This is a genomic window from Phytopseudomonas flavescens, assembly GCF_900100535.1.
Taxonomy (GTDB): Bacteria; Pseudomonadota; Gammaproteobacteria; order Pseudomonadales; family Pseudomonadaceae; genus Aquipseudomonas; species Aquipseudomonas flavescens.
This window is the reverse complement of record NZ_FNDG01000006.1, coordinates 138,454-155,170: the sequence shown is the minus strand read 5'-3', so window position 1 is coordinate 155,170 and position 16,717 is coordinate 138,454. Positions and strand designations below refer to the sequence as shown.

20 protein-coding genes are annotated in these 16,717 nt (G+C 66.4%); 19 read left to right on the top strand and 1 reads right to left on the bottom strand.

All coding sequences use genetic code 11. The features are described 5' to 3' along the window. The first annotated feature begins 22 nt into the window (after positions 1 to 22). Genes BLR94_RS10015 through BLR94_RS09955 form a run of 13 tightly spaced genes read left to right on the top strand, consistent with a single transcriptional unit; the run spans position 23 to position 11,571 of the window. Positions 23 to 448 carry an acyl-CoA thioesterase gene (locus BLR94_RS10015; protein WP_084304592.1) on the top strand — a complete coding sequence of 142 codons (426 nt, stop codon included), beginning with the start codon at positions 23 to 25 and terminating at the stop codon, positions 446 to 448. Further along, entirely contained in the window at positions 445 to 1,053 is a 609-nt protein-coding gene (locus tag BLR94_RS10010) for an outer membrane lipoprotein carrier protein LolA (protein WP_084304593.1), read from the top strand. Before BLR94_RS10015 ends, BLR94_RS10010 begins: the two co-directional genes overlap by 4 nt. Continuing rightward, positions 1,043 to 3,385, top strand: a complete 2,343-nt coding sequence (locus tag BLR94_RS10005) for an MMPL family transporter (protein ID WP_244158131.1) — start codon at positions 1,043 to 1,045, stop codon at positions 3,383 to 3,385. Before BLR94_RS10010 ends, BLR94_RS10005 begins: the two co-directional genes overlap by 11 nt. Next, the gene (locus BLR94_RS10000) at positions 3,382 to 4,530 is read left to right on the top strand and encodes a cation:proton antiporter (protein ID WP_084304594.1); all 1,149 of its coding nucleotides are present in this window, start codon (positions 3,382 to 3,384) and stop codon (positions 4,528 to 4,530) included. Before BLR94_RS10005 ends, BLR94_RS10000 begins: the two co-directional genes overlap by 4 nt. Continuing rightward, positions 4,517 to 5,761 carry an NAD(P)/FAD-dependent oxidoreductase gene (locus BLR94_RS09995; protein ID WP_084304595.1) on the top strand — a complete coding sequence of 415 codons (1,245 nt, stop codon included), beginning with the start codon at positions 4,517 to 4,519 and terminating at the stop codon, positions 5,759 to 5,761. Before BLR94_RS10000 ends, BLR94_RS09995 begins: the two co-directional genes overlap by 14 nt. A 10-nt stretch (positions 5,762 to 5,771) precedes the next feature. After that, positions 5,772 to 6,500, top strand: coding sequence for a class I SAM-dependent methyltransferase (locus tag BLR94_RS09990; RefSeq protein ID WP_084304596.1), 729 nt, complete (start codon positions 5,772 to 5,774; stop codon positions 6,498 to 6,500). Beyond that, the gene (locus tag BLR94_RS09985; RefSeq protein ID WP_084304597.1) at positions 6,497 to 6,979 is read left to right on the top strand and encodes a DUF3261 domain-containing protein; all 483 of its coding nucleotides are present in this window, start codon (positions 6,497 to 6,499) and stop codon (positions 6,977 to 6,979) included. The genes BLR94_RS09990 and BLR94_RS09985 overlap by 4 nt, the downstream gene beginning before the upstream one ends. After that, the gene (locus tag BLR94_RS09980; RefSeq protein ID WP_084304598.1) at positions 6,976 to 8,235 is read left to right on the top strand and encodes a beta-ketoacyl-[acyl-carrier-protein] synthase family protein; all 1,260 of its coding nucleotides are present in this window, start codon (positions 6,976 to 6,978) and stop codon (positions 8,233 to 8,235) included. Before BLR94_RS09985 ends, BLR94_RS09980 begins: the two co-directional genes overlap by 4 nt. Beyond that, positions 8,232 to 8,702: a hotdog family protein gene (locus BLR94_RS09975; protein WP_090423690.1), complete on the top strand. Its 471-nt coding sequence runs from the start codon at positions 8,232 to 8,234 to the stop codon at positions 8,700 to 8,702. The genes BLR94_RS09980 and BLR94_RS09975 overlap by 4 nt, the downstream gene beginning before the upstream one ends. After that, complete coding sequence (gene fabG, locus BLR94_RS09970; RefSeq protein ID WP_084304599.1) at positions 8,699 to 9,427, top strand: 3-oxoacyl-ACP reductase FabG; 729 nt, start codon at positions 8,699 to 8,701, stop codon at positions 9,425 to 9,427. Before BLR94_RS09975 ends, fabG begins: the two co-directional genes overlap by 4 nt. A 19-nt stretch (positions 9,428 to 9,446) precedes the next feature. Further along, the gene (locus tag BLR94_RS09965; RefSeq protein ID WP_084304600.1) at positions 9,447 to 10,673 is read left to right on the top strand and encodes a beta-ketoacyl-ACP synthase; all 1,227 of its coding nucleotides are present in this window, start codon (positions 9,447 to 9,449) and stop codon (positions 10,671 to 10,673) included. A gap of 37 nt (positions 10,674 to 10,710) precedes the next feature. Beyond that, a complete protein-coding gene (locus BLR94_RS09960) occupies positions 10,711 to 11,112 on the top strand; it encodes a hypothetical protein (protein ID WP_169835193.1) in 402 nt (133 codons plus the stop codon). A gap of 18 nt (positions 11,113 to 11,130) precedes the next feature. Then, a complete protein-coding gene (locus BLR94_RS09955) occupies positions 11,131 to 11,571 on the top strand; it encodes an excinuclease (RefSeq protein WP_084304602.1) in 441 nt (146 codons plus the stop codon). Positions 11,572 to 11,610: 39 nt separating this feature from the next. Here the strand turns inward: BLR94_RS09955 and BLR94_RS09950 are convergent, their stop codons facing one another. Beyond that, positions 11,611 to 12,165 (bottom strand): methyltransferase family protein, encoded by a 555-nt coding sequence (locus tag BLR94_RS09950; protein ID WP_090423689.1) that lies wholly within the window; start codon positions 12,163 to 12,165, stop codon positions 11,611 to 11,613. 60 nt (positions 12,166 to 12,225) lie between these two features. Here BLR94_RS09950 and BLR94_RS09945 point away from each other — a divergent pair, with 60 nt between their 5' ends. Genes BLR94_RS09945 through BLR94_RS09920 form a run of 6 tightly spaced genes read left to right on the top strand, consistent with a single transcriptional unit; the run spans position 12,226 to position 16,590 of the window. Continuing rightward, positions 12,226 to 12,633, top strand: coding sequence for a hotdog family protein (locus BLR94_RS09945; RefSeq protein WP_084304604.1), 408 nt, complete (start codon positions 12,226 to 12,228; stop codon positions 12,631 to 12,633). Further along, on the top strand, positions 12,626 to 13,510 hold the full coding sequence (locus tag BLR94_RS09940) for an ABC transporter ATP-binding protein (RefSeq protein WP_084304605.1): 885 nt from the start codon (positions 12,626 to 12,628) through the stop codon (positions 13,508 to 13,510). The genes BLR94_RS09945 and BLR94_RS09940 overlap by 8 nt, the downstream gene beginning before the upstream one ends. Beyond that, the gene (locus tag BLR94_RS09935; protein ID WP_084304606.1) at positions 13,507 to 14,694 is read left to right on the top strand and encodes an ABC transporter permease; all 1,188 of its coding nucleotides are present in this window, start codon (positions 13,507 to 13,509) and stop codon (positions 14,692 to 14,694) included. The genes BLR94_RS09940 and BLR94_RS09935 overlap by 4 nt, the downstream gene beginning before the upstream one ends. After that, entirely contained in the window at positions 14,676 to 14,942 is a 267-nt protein-coding gene (locus BLR94_RS09930; protein ID WP_084304607.1) for an acyl carrier protein, read from the top strand. Before BLR94_RS09935 ends, BLR94_RS09930 begins: the two co-directional genes overlap by 19 nt. Beyond that, complete coding sequence (locus BLR94_RS09925) at positions 14,939 to 16,042, top strand: beta-ketoacyl synthase N-terminal-like domain-containing protein (protein ID WP_084304608.1); 1,104 nt, start codon at positions 14,939 to 14,941, stop codon at positions 16,040 to 16,042. Before BLR94_RS09930 ends, BLR94_RS09925 begins: the two co-directional genes overlap by 4 nt. Then, entirely contained in the window at positions 16,039 to 16,590 is a 552-nt protein-coding gene (locus tag BLR94_RS09920; protein ID WP_084304609.1) for a hypothetical protein, read from the top strand. Before BLR94_RS09925 ends, BLR94_RS09920 begins: the two co-directional genes overlap by 4 nt. The last annotated feature ends 127 nt before the right edge of the window (positions 16,591 to 16,717 follow it).

Below are 16,717 nucleotides of genomic sequence, written 5' to 3'. Positions count from 1 at the left end.
ATGACAGTGGAGTTCATCGCTCATGCGTAGCAAAGGCGTACTGCAGGCCGAGGTGGAAATCCTCGTGCCGTTCTTCGACGTGGACATGATGGAAATCGTCTGGCACGGCCACTATGTCAAATACTTCGAACAAGCCCGCTGCGCCTTGCTCGACCGGCTCGACCACGGCTACCCGCAGATGCGCGACAGCGGTTACGCCTGGCCGGTGATCGACCTGCAGTTGCGTTACATCCGCGGCGCCCGCTTCGGTCAGCGCATCACGGTGTGCGCCGACCTGGTGGAATGGGAAAACCGCCTGAAGATCCACTACCTGATCAGCGACAGCGCCACCGGCGAACGCATGACCCGCGGCAGCAGCGTGCAAGTGGCGGTGGAGATCGCCAGCCGCGAGATGCAGTTGGCTTCGCCTCAGGTATTCATCGATGCCGTACAGCGGGTGATCGGATGAACGCCCTGGCGCGCTTCACCCTGGTGATCGGCCTGCTGCTCGCGGCATCGAGCAGCCAGGCCGAGTCCCTGACCCTCGATCAGCTCAGTCGGCAGTTGTCGCAGCATCCCGTGGTGCGCGGCCCGTTCATCCAGGAAAAGCACCTGCGTGCCCTGCCGCAACCACTGACCAGCAGTGGCACCTTCGTGCTGGCGGCCGACGCCGGCCTGCTGTGGACGCTGGAAAAACCACTGCAGCAGCAATATCGCATCGACGCCACGGGCATCGCCCGGCGCAGCGCCGGCGGCTGGCAGTTGCAGCCGGGGCGCGACGTCGCCGCCCAGCAGAGCAAGCTGTTCCTCGACGTGCTCAAGGGCAACCACAGCGGCCTGGCGCGGGACTTCGAGCTGCAGCTCGAGGGCGACACCAGGGCCTGGACGCTGACCCTGCTGCCGACCTCGCTGCTGCTCAAGCAGGTATTCAGCCGCATCGACATCGGCGGTGGCGAACTGGTCGAACGCATCGAACTGCACGAAACCCAGGGCGACCGTACGCTCTTGCGCATGCCCGCCAGCGTCCCGGCCGATACCCTGAGCGAACAGGAGCGCCAGGATTTTGTCCGCTGAATCGACCCCGGGCCTGCTCGAACGCCGCCTGCCGCGGCTGTTCGGCGTGCTGTTGCTGGCCCTGCTGGCCCTGAGCGCCTGGCAATGGCGCAACGGCCCGCCGGTGGCGGCCAGCATGCTCGCCCTGTTGCCCAGCGGCGCCGGCGACGCCCGCCTGCAGCAGGCAGAAGCGCGCATGCAGGAGCCGATCCAGCACGATCTGCTGGTGCTGGTCGGCCACCCCGAGCGCGAGCGTGCCGTCGCCCTGGCCGCCGAGCTGGGCCGACAATGGCGTGACAGCGGCCACTTCGAACGGGTGCGCTGGACACTCGACAGCGACCTCGACGCCCTGCGCCAGGACCTGCACGCAAGCCGCCTCAACCTGCTGCCTGCCGCCGACCGCCAGTTGCTGATCGAACGACCCCAGGCCTTCATAGCGCAACGCGCCGCGGCGCTGTTCGACCCCTTCGCCTCCTTCAGCCTGCTGCCGCCGGAGCAGGACTGGCTGGGTCTCGGCGCCCGCGCCCAGCAGGCGCTGAATCTTGGCGGCCGGGTGCAGCCGGACCTGGCCAGCGGCACCCTGCTGGTTCAGGAGCCAGGCATGACCTGGGCCGTTTTGCACCTGCGCAGCCGTGGCGATGCCTTCGACATGCAGGCACCGCTGGCCATCGCCCAGGGCATCCAGGCGGCACGTGCCACCACCGAGGCCGCCGGCGGGCAATTGCTCGCCACCGGCGGCGTACTCTACGCGGCGGCCGGCCAGAACAAGGCGATGGGCGAGATGACCTTGATCGGCGGCGCCGCCAGCCTCGGCACCCTGCTGTTGTTGCTGCTGGCTTTCCGTCGCCCGCGGGTGCTGCTCAGCCTGCTGCCGATCGGCGTGGCCCTGCTGGCTGGGAGCGCCGCCTGTGTGCTCATCTTCGGGCAGATCAATGCCCTGACCCTGGTACTGGGTGCCAGCCTGATCGGCGTCGCCGCCGACTACCCGCTGCATTACCTGAGCAAGAGCTGGGGCCAAGCCGAATGGCGCAGCTGGAGCGCGCTGCGCAGCACCCTGCCGGGCCTCAGCCTGAGCCTGGGCACCAACCTGGCCGGCTACCTGGCACTGGCCTTCACGCCGTTCCCGGCCCTCACCCAGATCGCCGCGTTCTCCGCCGCCGGCCTGGTCGGTGCCTATCTGTGCTCGGTCTGCCTGCTCCCCGCCTGGCTGGACGGCCTGCAGCTGCGCCCGGCACCGCGCCTGCTGGCGGTTGCCACGCGCCTGCTGAGCTGGCATTCACGCATACAGAGAGACAATGGCAATTTCTGGCTGCTCGGCGCGTTCCTGGCGTTCTGCGCCGGCGGCATCTGGCAACTGCACAGCCAGAACGACCTGCGCCAGTGGCTGGGCAAGGACCCGGCGCTGTTCGCCCAGTCGCAACGCATCGTCGAACTCACCGGGCAGCAGCCCACCAGCCAGTTCTTCCTGGTGCGCGCCAACGACCAGGCACAACTGCTGCAGCGCCAGCAAGCCCTGGGCGCACGCCTGGATGCGCTGGTGCAAAACCAGCAGTTGCGCAGCTACCTGTCGCTCAATCAGCTAGTGGCACCTGAAGCCCAACTGCTGTCGCTGCGTACTGCCCTGACGGAGCTGCCGAAACACTGGCAGGCACTGCTCGAGCTGGGCGTGCCGGCAAGCGCCCTGCAAGCCGAACGGCAGCAGTTGCTGGAGCAGCCGCACCGGGATCTGGATCAGGCCCTCGCCGGCCCCCTGGGCGAGCCCTGGCGCCCCCTGTGGCTCGGCCGCGATGACCAAGGCATCGCCGCCATCGTCAGCCTGCAGGGGCAGACCGACAGCGCGCTGCTGCAAAGCGCCGCCGAGGGGCTCGACGGCGTGCAACTGGTCGATCGCCTGGGCGAATTGAACAGCCTGTTCGCCGCCACCCAGATCAGCGCCGCCGAACTCAAACTGGTGTCGTGCCTGGCCATCGTGCTGTTGCTGTGCATCCCGTTCGGCATCGGCGGCGCGCTGCGGGTGGTCTGCCTGCCGCTGCTGGCCGCCCTCGCCGCACTGGCCTGCCTGGGCTGGCTGGGCCAGCCGCTGACCCTGTTCAGCCTGTTCGGCCTGCTGCTGATCACCGCCATCGGCGTCGACTACGCCATCCTGATGCGCGAGAACATCGGCGGCCCGGCGGTCAGCCTCCTAGGTACGCTGCTCTCGGCGGTGTCCAGCTGGCTGTCGTTCGGCCTGCTGCTGATCAGCCAGACACCGGCCATCGCCAACTTCGGCCTGGCCATCAGCCTCGGCCTGATGTTCTGCTTTCTGCTATCGCCCTGGGCCGCAACGCGCCCCGACAAGGAGGTCATCGCGTGAGCGTGCTTGGTTTCTGGCTGCTGGCCCTGGCGGTCTACGCCCTGGTCGGCCGGGTTGGCGGCCGCCGGCTGATTCCCATCGTCGGCCAGTTGCTGGTCGCCAGCCTGGCGATTCCCGCGCTGCTGCTCGGCTGGGTCGAGCCGCACCTGCAGCTCAGTGCGGCCGACCTGCTCGCCCCCGCCTGGGTGGATCTGCTCTACGGCCTGTGCTTCGCCCTGCTGCTGGGCTATATCCTCAGCGACGTGATCGATCTGGAGCTGAGCCCGGCCTGCCTGAAGATCGCCCTGCCAAGCTTTCTGATTCCGCTGCTGGCCGGCCTGGCCTGTGCGCTGTGGGTGCTGCCCGGTGACCATGGCTGGCTGAGCGCCGTGGGGATCGGCCTGTTGTTCTCGATCACCGCGATTCCGGTGCTCTACCTGTTCCTGCAGAGCATCGACTATCCGCCCGCAGCGACCAAACGCCTGCTGCACGCGGCGATTCTGATGGACTTCATGTGCTGGAGCCTGTTCGGCCTGGCCCAGGGCAGCAGTCATCCGGCAAGCCTGCTGTGGCCGCTGCTGGCCGCCGCCCTGCCGCTGCTGCTGCACCTGCTCAAGTTGCGCCACCCGCTGTGCTACAGCCTGCCGTTCTTCGCCCTGATGGTGCTGCTGCACAACCTCAAGCTCAACGCCCTGGTCTTCGGTATCGCCTACATGCTGTGCCTCGCCGCGATCCGCGTGCCGTTCCGCCTGCCGCTGCCGCAGCGTCAGTGGAAACTGCTGATCAATGGCCTGGCAGTGCCGCTGATCCTCACCTGCGGCGTCCTGCGTGTGGACTTCCACGGCATTGGCGCCGCGGACTCCTGGTTCGCCGTCGGCGTGCTGCTGGTGGCGCCGGTGGCCAGCAAGCTGCTGGGCAGTTGGCTGGGCCTGCATTGGGCCGAGCCCGCCGCCTCGGTGCGGATCAAGTGGCAGGAAAGCCTGCTGCTGAATATCCGCGGCCTGACCGAAATCGTCTTCCTCAACCTGCTCCTGCAATTGCAGCTGATCGATGCCATGGTCTATTTCGGCCTGCTGCTGATGAGCCTGTTCTCCACTCTGCTGCCCGCCCTGTTGGGTCGGCGCGCGTACACAAGCGAGGCGAAACGCCGCTATGAAGTCTCCTGAAGTCCAACAGCATCAGATCGTCGTAGTCGGTGCCGGCCCCTCCGGCGCCATCGCTGCCGCCCTCCTCAAGCGCAAGGGCCACGAGGTGCTGATCCTCGAGCGCCAGCGTTTCCCGCGTTTCTCGATCGGTGAAAGCCTGCTGTCCCATTGCCTGGACTTCGTCGAAGAAGCCGGGATGATCGATGCCGTGCGCGCTGCCGGCTTCCAGATCAAGCATGGCGCAGCCTTCGCCTGGGGCGATCGCTATACCGACTTCGACTTCCGCGAGACTTTCTCGCAAAGCTTCGGCTCGACCTTCCAGGTGCAACGCGCCACCTTCGACAAGGTGCTGGCCGACGAGGCCGAACGCCAGGGCGTGGCCATTCGCTACGAGGAGGAAATCGTCGCCGTGGATTTCAGCGGCGAGCAGCCACTGCTGTCGGTACGCCGCCTGGGCGATGGCCATGAATACCAGGTGCGTTGCACCTTCGTGCTCGACGCCAGCGGCTATGGCCGCCTGCTGCCGCGCCTGCTGGATCTCGAGCAACCGTCCAGCCTGCCGCTGCGCAAGGCGCTGTTCACCCACATCGAAGACCGTATCGATCACCCGGCCTTCGACCGCGAGAAGATCCTCATCACCACCCACCCGGCCCACCGCGACCTGTGGTTCTGGAGCATCCCGTTCAGCAACGGCCGCTGCTCCCTGGGCGTGGTCGGCCTGGCCGAGCGCTTCGCCGACTACCCCGAGGACATGGACGCCGCCCTCAAGCAGTTCGTCGCCGAGGCGCCGAGCCTGAGCAAACTGCTGGGCAACGCCGTGTGGGACACCCCGGTACGCGAGATCAAGGGCTACTCGGCCAACGTCAAGACCCTGCATGGCCCTGGCTTCGCCCTGCTGGGCAACGCTGCCGAGTTCCTCGACCCGGTGTTCTCCTCCGGCGTGACCATCGCCATGCGCTCGGCGAGCATGGCCGCCAACCTCCTGCATCGCCAGCTCAGTGGCGAAACAGTGGACTGGGAGCAGGACTTCGCCATCCCGCTCAAGCGCGGCGTGGACACCTTCCGCGTCTACGTGGAGGGCTGGTACGACGGCAGCTTCCAGGACGTGATCTTCTTCCCCAACGCCTCGCCGGAGATCCGCCGCATGATCAGCTCGATTCTCGCCGGCTATGCCTGGGACGAGCGCAACCCCTACGTCGCCGAACCCAAGCGGCGTCTGCGGGTGCTCGCCGAGTTGTGTGCCAGTGCCTGAGACCCGCGCCATGAATCGACCCGCACCGACCTACGTCGAAGAAACCGGTTTCGGCTTCTGGTTCCTGCGCAGCCACGTGTGGCAGCACCATGTGCTGCGCGTGGCCATCGACGACCTGCAGACACTGATCGACGGCCCGCTGCCGAACGACGCCGTGCTGCTCGACGCCGGCTGCGGGCAGGGCAAGTCGTTCGGCCTGCTGCAGCGCGCCTTTGCGCCGGCGCGGATGATCGGCCTGGATGCCGACTTGCACAGCCTCGACTGCTCGCGCGCCGAAGCCCGGCGCCTGGGCCTGGACGTGCAGCTGCTCGCCAGCGACTGCGCGGCGATCCAGTTGCCCGATGCCAGCGTGGACATCCTCTTCTGTCACCAGACCTTCCACCACCTGGTCGAGCAGGAACGGGCGCTGGCCGAGTTCTGGCGGGTGCTCAAGCCCGGCGGCCTGCTGCTGTTCGCCGAGTCGACCAAGTACTACATCGATACCTGGGTGATCCGCTGGCTGTTCCGCCACCCGATGGAGGTGCAGAAGAGCGCCGACGAGTACCTGGGCATGCTACGTGATCAGGGCTTCGTGTTCGGCGAGGGCAATGTCTCCTACCCCTACCTGTGGTGGAGCCGCTCGGAAGACTTCGGCCTGCTGGAACGCTGGGGGCTTCGCAAGGCCAGGCCCTTCGGCCAGCGCAACGAGACCCTGGTCAATGCGGCGGTGCGCAAGCCCGGCGAGCAGGCGCCGACATGAACAGGTTGTGGTTGCTCGCCTGCGTGTTGTTGCTGACCGCCTGCGCCGCCCGCACGCCGCTGCCCGACTCATCCCCAGCGCTGGTCGCACCGCTGCCGCTATCGCTACAGGTGAGCAGCGCCGATGGCCAGGACTGGCTGCTGGTGATCCAGGCAGAAGGCAACAGCCTGCGCTGGTCGCTGTTCGACCCGCTCGGCGTGCCCCTGGCTCGCCAGTCGCTGATCGCCGGCGCCTGGCACAACGACGGCCTGCTGCCGCCCAATGGCGAGGCCCGCGAACTGTTCGCCGCCCTGCTGTTCGCCCTCACCCCGGCCGATCAATTGGCACGCAACTACGCTCAAGCCGACTGGCAGCGGCAAGGCAGCGACGGTCGCCAGCTCGCGCCCAACTGGCGCATCCAGTACAGGGCACCACTGGCCATCCGCCTGGATAACGGCAAGCAGCGCTACCAGGTGAGCCCATTGGAGACACAACCATGATCGCTCGACTCGACGCCCTTGGCGTGGTCTGCGCCCTTGGCCAGGGCAAGCAGGCAGTGGCCGATGCCCTGTTCGCCGGTGACACCAGCGGCATGCGCCGCCAGGCCGGCTGGATACCGCAGCGCAGCGTGACCGTCGGCGCGGTCGAGGGGCCGTTGCCGGCCATGCCCGCCGGCCAGGAACACGCCGCGAGCCGCAACAACAGACTGCTGCTGGCCGCGGCGCTGGAAATCCACGACGAGATCCGGGCCGCCATCGCCCGCCACGGCGCCGGACGCATCGCCGTGATGCTCGGCACCAGTACCTCGGGCATCGCCGAGGCAGGCGAGCATATCGCTGAATACGTGAACCACGGCGTGCTGCCTGCCGAATACCACTACAGCGGCCAGGAAATCGTCGCCCCGGCCACCTTCCTCGCCGACTGGCTGGGGCTGAGCGGGCCGGTGTACTGCCAGTCGACCGCCTGCACCTCCAGCGCCCGTGCCCTGCTCAGCGCCCAGCGCCTGCTGCAACTGGGCGTGTGCGATGCCGTGCTGTGCGGCGGTGTCGACAGCCTCTGCAAGCTGACCCTGAACGGGTTCGCCAGCCTGGAGGCGGTATCCGACGAGCGCTGCAACCCGTTCTCGATCAACCGCCACGGGATCAATATCGGTGAAGCCGCAGCACTGTTCCTGATGACCCGCGCGCACGACGACGATCATGTCCCGGGCATTGCCCTGCTCGGCGGCGGCGCCAGCTCCGACGCGCACCATATTTCCGCGCCGCATCCACAGGGCATCGGCGCCCAACAAGCCATGCACAAGGCGCTGAGCGCTGCGGGCCTGGCGGCCGAGCAGATCAGCTATTTGAACTTGCATGGCACCGCCACTACCCACAACGACGCCATGGAGAGCCTGGCGGTGCAGGCGCTGTTTCCCGCCGGCGTGGCCTGTTCGTCGAGCAAATCACTGACCGGTCATACCCTCGGCGCCGCCGGGGCACTGGAGGCTGCCTTCTGCTGGCTGACCCTGAGTGATTACAACACCGCCAATCGCCTGCCGCCTCATGTCTGGGATGGTCAGGCCGATACGCAACTGCCGCGCCTGAATCTGGTCGAAGCGACCGCCCCTGCACAACTGCCAACGGATGGGCGCCGTTACCTGATGAGCAATTCGTTCGCCTTTGGCGGCAACAACATTTCCTTGATTTTAGGCTCTGTTGACGCTTCCGAACGGCGTGCGCTGAAGCGCCAACAGACCCTAGGAGACCTACCGTGAGTGTCTGGCCCGTCGCCGAGCTGGTGCCCCACGCTGGCGACATGATTCTGATCGACGAGGTGCTGGCGTTCAGCGCCGAGCATATCGAGACCTGCCTGGTGGTACGCCCGGGCGGGCTGTTCAGCGATGCGGACGGCAGCCTGCCCGCGTCGGTCGGCATCGAGCTGATGGCCCAGAGCGTGGCGGCCTTCGCCGGCTGCCACGCGCGCCAGGAAGGCCGCCCGGTGGAACTGGGTTTCCTGCTCGGCACGCGCAATTTCACCTGCAACGTGGAGCGTTTCCCGGCCGACAGTACACTGCACATCACCGCCACCCGCTCGCTGCAGGATGACAACGGCATGTGCGTATTCGAATGCCGCCTGCAAGGCCCGGCCATCCTCGTCGAGGCCCGGCTGAACGTGTTTCAGCCCCGCGACGTGGCCACCTACATTCAGGAACCCCCCATTTCCAAGGAGCCGTCCGCATGAGCGAGACCATTCTGGTCACCGGATCGAGCCGCGGTATCGGCCGCGCCATTGCACTGCGCCTGGCACGCGCCGGTTACGACCTGGTGCTGCACTGCCGTTCGCGTCGCGACGAGGCCGAAGCGGTACAGGCGCAGATCGAGGCACTCGGCCAGAGCGCCCGCATCCTGCAGTTCGACGTGGCCGACCGCGCAGCCTGCCGCGATGCCCTGGAGGCAGACGTGGAGGCCCACGGCGCCTATTACGGCATCGTGTGCAATGCCGGCCTGACCCGCGACGGCGCCTTCCCGGCGCTCAGCGAAGAGGACTGGGATGTGGTGCTGCGCACGAATCTCGACGGTTTCTACAATGTCCTGCATCCGCTGACCATGCCCATGGTGCGTCGCCGCAAGCCAGGGCGTATCGTCTGCATCACCTCGGTTTCCGGGCTGATCGGCAATCGCGGCCAGGTCAATTACAGTGCTTCCAAAGCCGGTATCATCGGTGCAGCCAAGGCGCTGGCCATCGAACTGGGCAAACGCAGGATCACCGTCAACTGCGTGGCACCGGGGCTGATCGATACCGAGATTCTCGACGAGCACGTGCCGCTCGAGGAGATTCTCAAGATGATCCCGGCGGCGCGCATGGGCACCCCGGACGAAGTGGCCGGCGCGGTGAATTTTCTGATGTCCGAAGAAGCGGCCTATATCACCCGCCAGGTGATCGCCGTGAATGGCGGTCTGTGTTGATCAAGAGTGAAGTGGCACGATGAAGCGCGTAGTCGTTACCGGCATGGCCGGCATTACCTCCCTGGGCGAGAGCTGGGACAGTATCTCGGCGAATTTCCGTGCCAATCGCAGCGGCATCCGGGTGATGCACGAGTGGGATCGTTTCAGCGAACTGAACACCCGCCTGGGCGGCCCGGTGGACGATTTCGTGGTGCCCGGCCACTGGACCCGCAAGCAACTGCGCAGCATGGGCCGCGTATCGCGGCTGTCGGTCTACGCAGCCGAACGCGCCCTGGCCAACGCCGGCCTGCTCGGCGACGCACGGATCGGTGACGGCCGCATGGGCGTGGCCTGCGGTTCGTCCACCGGCAGCACCGAGGAGATCAAGGCGTTCGGCAACATGCTGCTCAACTCGGTGGCCGACGGCCTCAACGCCAACTCCTACATCCGCATGATGCCGCACACCACGGCCGCCAATATCAGCATCTTCTTCGGCCTCACCGGTCGGCTGATCCCCACCTCCAGCGCGTGCACCAGCGGTAGCCAGGGCATCGGCTACGCCTTTGAAGCGATCAAGTTCGGCCGCCTGCCGCTGATGCTCGCCGGCGGCGCCGAGGAGCTGTGCCCGACCGAAGCCATGGTCTTCGACGCACTCTACGCCACCAGCCTGAAGAACGATGCGCCGCACACCAGCCCACGCCCCTACGACAGGGGCCGCGACGGCCTGGTGATCGGCGAGGGCGCCGGCATGCTGGTGCTCGAGGAACTGGAGCATGCCCTCGCCCGCGGCGCCACCATCCACGCCGAGATCGTCGGTTTCGGCTGCAGCGCCGACGGCCAGCACGCCACCAAACCGGTACAGGCCACCATGCGCCGGGCCATGCAACTGGCCCTGGAAGATGCCGCGCTGACGCCGGACGCCATCGGTTACGTCAATGGCCATGGCACCGCCACCGAGCAGGGCGACGTGGCGGAAACCCAGGCCACCAGCAGCCTGTTCGGCACACGCATGCCAATCAGCTCGCAGAAGAGTTACCTGGGCCACACCCTGGGCGCCTGCGGCGCACTGGAATCCTGGTTCAGCATCGAAATGCTCAACAGCGACAGCTACGCGCACACGCTCAATCTGAACCAGATCGATCCGGCCTGCGGCGAACTGGATTATCTGCGCGGCGAATTCCGCGAGATGAACAATGAGTACGTGATGAACAACAATTTCGCCTTTGGCGGTGTCAATACGTCGTTGATCTTCCGCCGCTGGCACTGAAAGACCGTAACGTCTTCACCGACAAGGAATATGGATGATGTCTCGTTTCAACCGCATCGCTCTGCTCGCCCTTCTGCTCCTGGGTATCACCGCCTGCACCTCGAAGCCGGTGGTGAACATCGAAAACAGCGCACCACCGACCGCGGTGAAGGGCGAGGACGACATGCGCAGGGCGATCCTCACCGCCCTGCAGCGCCGCCAATGGACGGTGGAACGCGCAGACCAGGGGCAGATCCTGGCATCGGTCACCCGCCGCAGCCACCAGGCGCAAGTCACCATTCCCTACACCGCTTCGACCTACTCGATCCGCTACCGCGGCAGTCGCAATCTCGACTACCGCAACGGCAAGATCCACCGGACCTACAACACCTGGACCCAGAATCTGGATCGCAGCATTCAGCAGGAATTGAGCAGTCCTTCCCTTTACATGCCCCAGTAAACACTCGAGGAGTTACCCATGAACGCAAAAACCTGGACCGCTGCTGCACTTCTCTCCGCCGCCCTGCTGCCTGCCGTCAGCCAGGCCCGTGACACCGCCCACTTCCTGGACTTCCAGTCGGTGGTCAACGAAGCCACCCAGGCTGGCCGCCTCGACGGGTCGGTGAAGTTCTACCTGAACAAGACCCCGGCTGGCGCCAAGATCATCAACGCCAACGTCACCACCAGCCAAAAGACCAACGCCTTCAACAAGACCGACGAGGCCGCCTGCAGCTGGGCGCTGCAATCCGCGCTGATCAAACTGCAGAACTCGGCCAAGGCCGCAGGCGCCAATGCCGTGGTCGACCTGGCCAGCAACTACAAGAGCAAGGAATACCGCGACAACAGCAAATACGAATGCCATGCCGGCGCCATCATGGCCGGCGTCGCACTGAAGGCCAAGTACGCCCGCGTCAAGTGAGTGATGCGCCGGGAGCCCGCGGGGCTCTCGGCGCAGGCGTCAGAAAACGAAGGGCACGAACATCCGGCTGCGCGCCATGTAGTCGCGGTAGGTATCGCCGAAATAGGCCTGGCACTCACGCTCCTCGCACCTGGCGGCGAGCCACAGCGCCACGCTCGAGAGCAATGCCAGGATCAGCGTCAACGCGGTCGGCTGCTTCCAGGCGATGCCCCAGGCAAGCAGCAGCAGCGAGCAGTACATCGGGTGGCGGATATAGCGGAAGATGCCATTGGTGACCAGCGCCGAGGTGCGCTCGAAGGCGAACAGCTCGTCGTCCTGGCGCCGCTGGTCGGCACGCCCGAAGCGACGCATCTGGTACACGCCGGCGAACAGCACCAGCAATGAAGCCGTCAGCAATACCCAGGAAACCCGCTGATGCGTCGCGTCGCGGTCCTCGAACCAGAACGGCGCATTGAGCACCAGCGCCACGGCCATCAGCTCCCAGGCGATAAAACGGTAAAACCCGTGACTACGCGGGTTACCCAGCGACCGCCAGGAAATCCCGATCAGAACGATACTCAGCCCCACGAAAACCAGTAATTGCCAGCCACCCACCACACGCCTCCCTAACTGCCCTCTGTTACACTGCCACGCCCGTACGCCCAGACGCCCGCCATGGATCGAAGCCAACTGCATACACTGCTGCCGCACCAGGGCAAGGCGCTCTGGCTGGACGCGCTGCTCGAACATGACGCCGGCACTATCCAGGGCCTGAGCAACTGGCAGCACCTCGACAGCCTAGGCGACAATGCTTCGCCCTGCCTGCTGTTCGAAGCCGCCGCGCAATTGTGTGCAGCGCATGGTGCCTTATACGGCAACGACAGCGCCATCGAAATGGCCCTGGTTGGCAAGCTCTCGCAATTGCACCTGCATGACCATCCCCTGCGCCGTGACGGCGACCTGCTGCTCAGCGCGACCCAGGAGGCACTGAGTCCGGCGGGCGCCCTGTACGGCTTCACCGTGCACAGCGAGGAGCGCCTGCTGCTCGATGGCAAACTGCTGCTGGTGCTCGTCCGTGCTTGAACTCAAGAACCTCGGCTACCGTTACCCCGAAGCCCGACAGCCAGCGCTGCAGGGTATCGACCTGCGCCTGCAGGCCGGTCAGTGCCTGGGGCTGCTGGGCAGCAACGGCGCCGGCAAGACCACCCTGCTGTCGCTGCTCAGCGGCGTGCTGCAGCCACTGAGCGGCGAGATCGTCTGGCTGGGCGAGCGGCGCCTGGGCCTGGTGCCGCAGCAACTGGCGTTCTATGCCGGGCTGAAGGTGAAAGAGAACCTCGCCCTGTTCGCCGACCTTTACCGGTTGCGCGGCCCGGAGCGTCGCCAACGCCTGGAGCACTGCATCGTCAGCACGGCCCTGGAAGACAAACTCGAACGCCGTGCCGAGCGCCTGTCCGGCGGCGAACAGCGGCGCCTGAACTTCGCCATAGGCCTGCTGCAACCGGCAGAACTCTATCTGTTCGATGAGGCCACCGTGGGCGTCGATGCCGCCAGCCGGCAGATGCTCATCGAAGCCGTCCAGCAACTGACCGCCGAGGGCAAGGCGGTGATTTACACCAGTCATTATCTGGACGAGGTGGAGCGGGTGGCGGATCGCATCCTGCTGCTCCACGAAGGTCGCGTGCAGCTGGATATCGACACCCGGCAGTTGCTCGACGGCCAGCCGGGCCTGTTCCTGGAATGGCCCGAGGGCCAGCCTGACAGCCTGCTGCCGCTGCTTGACAGCCTGGGGCTGAGCGCCGAACAACTGGCCACTGGCGTGCGCATCGCCGCGCTGGACGTCGCGCAGTTGCTGGCGATCACCCGCTTCATCAGCGAGCAGTCGCAGGTCCCCAGCCTGCTGCGCTTCGGCCGCCCTTCCCTGGAGCAGCTCTACCTGCGCCTCAATGGAGGCCGGCTGTGAGACTGCGCGCCCTGGTTGGCAAGGAAATCCTCCTGCTGCTGCGCGACCCGCACGCGCTGGCCGTACTGTTCATCATGCCGACGCTGTTCCTGGTGATCATGGCCGGGGCCATGTCCAGCTACCTGCAGGACCGCCCGCCGCCCCTGCAACTGGTCATCGATGCGCCACAGCCCAGCGACGCCAGCCGTTTCTTCCATAGCGCCCTGCAGGCACAACTGCCTGACAGCCAGTTGCTCGCCAGCGGCCCGCCGGAGATGACCCGCATCAGCCTGGCCGCCGACTTCGACGGCAGGCTGCTGGATACGCCCCATCATGGCCCTACCCTGAGCTTTCCCGCGCAGTTCGACCGCCTCTCGCGCCAGCGCCTGCATGGCGCCGTGACCATCGCCCTGGCTCAGACCCGGCTGCTCGCCTACCTGCAAGACAGTGGCGCGCTGGACGAGGGCCTCAGCCCCGCCGAACAGCTCGAACTGATCCAGCAACGCACCGAGAGCCAGATCGACGAGCGCCAGCGCCTGGCCAGCGGCGACCTGAGCGACCAGGCCAACGCCACGCAGATGAGCGTCCCGGCCTGGCTGATCTTCGGCATGTTCTTCGTGGTGCTGCCCATGGCCGGCAGTTTTCAGCGCGAGCAACAGAGCGGCGCGCTACTGCGCTTCCGCTGCCTGGGCCTGGGGCTCGGCACCCTGGCCTTGAGCAAGCTGCTGCCCTACCTGGCCATCAACCTGTTGCAGTTCGTGCTGCTGCTGGGCATCGGCATGCATGGCCTGCCACTGCTCGGCCTGCCGGCGCTGGAACTCAATGGCGCGCTGGTCGCCTACGCAGCGCTGGCGGCGAGCATCGCCCTGGCCACCGGCAGCCTGGGCCTGCTGCTGGCGGCCCTGGCGCGCAGTAGTGAACAAGCCCTATTGCTTGGCGGCGGAATCACGATCATTCTCGCCGCCATCGGCGGCATCATGGTGCCCAAGAGCGTGATGCCGGAAGCCATGCGCCAGCTGGCCGAGGTTTCCCCGATGAGCTGGGCGCTCGATGCTTTCCTCACCCTGCTGGTGGGCCACGGCTCACTGAACGACGTAGCCCCCTGGTGCGTGCGCCTGCTGCTGTTCGCGGCACTGGCCGGCGCCAGCGGCTTGTTCCTGTTCCACAAACGAGTACAGCAAACGCAATGGACCACACACTACTAGAAGAAAAGCTCAAGCAATTGCTGATTCGCGAGTGCGACAAGGAAGACGACATCGACTGGCAGAGCATCGACGACGACGAACCCCTGTTCGGCCAGCAGAGCCGCATCCAGATGGACAGCCTGGACGCGCTGCAGGTCTCCCTGGCCCTGCAGCAGCACTATGGCGTGCGCATCGAAGGGGCCAAGGACGGCCGGCGCATCCTCAACAGCATCGCCAGTATCGCGGCCTTCATCAGGCAGAAGCAGTGACGCCCGTCTATTTCCAGCGTGGCGCCCTGCACAGTGCCCTCGGCCCCGACCTGTGCGCGGCCAATGAAGCGCTGCAGCGCGGCGTGCTGCCTGCCGCGGACAGCGTCGTGCTGCATGAGCTGCAGCAGCCGCGCGCCTACCTGGGCATGGCGGCTGAATGCCGGGACCAGCACTTCGACCGCCTGCTTCGCGAAACCCTGGGCGAACATGCCGGCGCACAGGGCGACTGCCTGCTGATCGTCGCCAGCACCAGCCTCGACATCGACGAGCTGGAGGCCCGTGCGCAACAAGAGGGTGGCTTCCATCCCGATCACTCCACGTCCCTGGATCTGATCGCCGAGCGGTTGCGGGCGCGCTGGGGCTTTGCCGACGCCTTCACCCTCAATACCGCCTGTACCAGCGCCGCCAACGGGCTGCTGTACGGTGCCCGGCTGCTTGCCAGCCGCCACTACCAGCGCGTCCTTGTGCTGGCCTTCGAAACACCCAGCGCGATAGCCCAGCAGGGCTTTGGCGCCCTGGACCTGCTCTCGCCCAGCGGCCGCTACCGGCCCTTCCACCCCCAGCGCGACGGCCTGGTTCTCGGCGAGGCTTACGCCGCCACGCTGCTGTCGCTGGAGCCCGGCCCGGCACCGCTGGCCAGACTGCTTGGCGGCTTCAGCGCCTGCGACACCAGCAACCTGACCACCACCCGCGAAGACGGCAGCCACATCGACTGGGTGATGCGCGAAGCCCTGCGCAGCGCCGGCACCCGTGCCGAACAGATCGGCCTGGTGAAACTGCACGGCACCGCCACCGGCGCCAACGACCGCGCCGAAAGCAACGGCGTGCGCCTGCTGTTCGGCGACGTGCTGCCACCGCTGTGCGTGCTCAAACCGTGGCTCGGCCACACCCTGGGCGCTTGCGGCCTGACCGAGACCCTGCTGCTGGTGCAGAACCTGGCACACCTGCCAGGGTGCGATTACGCCGACGAGGCGCTGCTGCCACTGCCGTCGAAGCCACTCGCCATCGCCGGTGACAGCCTGCTGCTGGCCAACTTCTTCGGTTTCGGCGGCAACAACGCCAGCCTGGTGCTGCAGCGCTGCACGGGAGAAACACCATGAGCACGGTCATTGCCGCCTGCAGCGTCAGCGGTGACGCCAGCTCTTCCGACAAGGATCTGAAGGCCACCCTTAGCCAATGGCTGGCCAGCCCGCCTCGACGCATCGACCGGATGATCCTCCAGGCCCTGCTGTGCACCGCCCCGCTCAAGGCGCAGATACGCAGCGACTGCGGGCTGTACCTGGCATCCCGGCACCCGGCACGGGCGACCATGGGCTCGCTGCTCGACGCGGTCTGCGTGTACCGCTTGCAGCCCAAGCCGTTCGAGTTCGTCAACAGCGTCAGCAACGCAGCGGGTTTTCACGTCGCGGCGCAGCTGGGGCTGGAGGGGCCGAACCTGTTCATCGGCGCCGGCCCGCATGCGTGGAAACACCTGCAAGCGCTGGCCGGTCTGGATCTGGCGGATGGGTTGATCGGCCAGGCGCTTCTGGTGCTGATCGATGAAAACGACGCGTTCGTAGCCCAGGCGGTGCTGACCAATGGGCTGAGCAACGCGGCAGATTTTGCCGAGCTAACGGCGGGGATCGACGCGCTGCAGTTGCAGCTATGAAAAGCGCCTGCTGTAAGGCGAAAGCAGCCGTAGGGTGGATCGGGGCGCGTAGCTGACGCTCTTTTCATCCACCATCGCGATCGCAGAGCGGTGGACGGGTCGGGCCGCGTAGGTGAAGCGTCGGCTA

What these genes read in the sequence shown, in the direction of transcription:
- BLR94_RS10015 (WP_084304592.1), top strand. Translation starts at nt 23, where the DNA reads ATGCGTAGCAAAGGCGTACTGCAGGCCGAGGTGGAAATCCTCGTGCCG.
- BLR94_RS10010 (WP_084304593.1), top strand. Translation starts at nt 445, where the DNA reads ATGAACGCCCTGGCGCGCTTCACCCTGGTGATCGGCCTGCTGCTCGCG.
- BLR94_RS09995 (WP_084304595.1), top strand. Translation starts at nt 4,517, where the DNA reads ATGAAGTCTCCTGAAGTCCAACAGCATCAGATCGTCGTAGTCGGTGCC.
- BLR94_RS09990 (WP_084304596.1), top strand. Translation starts at nt 5,772, where the DNA reads ATGAATCGACCCGCACCGACCTACGTCGAAGAAACCGGTTTCGGCTTC.
- BLR94_RS09985 (WP_084304597.1), top strand. Translation starts at nt 6,497, where the DNA reads ATGAACAGGTTGTGGTTGCTCGCCTGCGTGTTGTTGCTGACCGCCTGC.
- BLR94_RS09980 (WP_084304598.1), top strand. Translation starts at nt 6,976, where the DNA reads ATGATCGCTCGACTCGACGCCCTTGGCGTGGTCTGCGCCCTTGGCCAG.
- fabG (WP_084304599.1), top strand. Translation starts at nt 8,699, where the DNA reads ATGAGCGAGACCATTCTGGTCACCGGATCGAGCCGCGGTATCGGCCGC.
- BLR94_RS09965 (WP_084304600.1), top strand. Translation starts at nt 9,447, where the DNA reads ATGAAGCGCGTAGTCGTTACCGGCATGGCCGGCATTACCTCCCTGGGC.
- BLR94_RS09960 (WP_169835193.1), top strand. Translation starts at nt 10,711, where the DNA reads ATGTCTCGTTTCAACCGCATCGCTCTGCTCGCCCTTCTGCTCCTGGGT.
- BLR94_RS09955 (WP_084304602.1), top strand. Translation starts at nt 11,131, where the DNA reads ATGAACGCAAAAACCTGGACCGCTGCTGCACTTCTCTCCGCCGCCCTG.
- BLR94_RS09945 (WP_084304604.1), top strand. Translation starts at nt 12,226, where the DNA reads ATGGATCGAAGCCAACTGCATACACTGCTGCCGCACCAGGGCAAGGCG.
- BLR94_RS09930 (WP_084304607.1), top strand. Translation starts at nt 14,676, where the DNA reads ATGGACCACACACTACTAGAAGAAAAGCTCAAGCAATTGCTGATTCGC.
- BLR94_RS09920 (WP_084304609.1), top strand. Translation starts at nt 16,039, where the DNA reads ATGAGCACGGTCATTGCCGCCTGCAGCGTCAGCGGTGACGCCAGCTCT.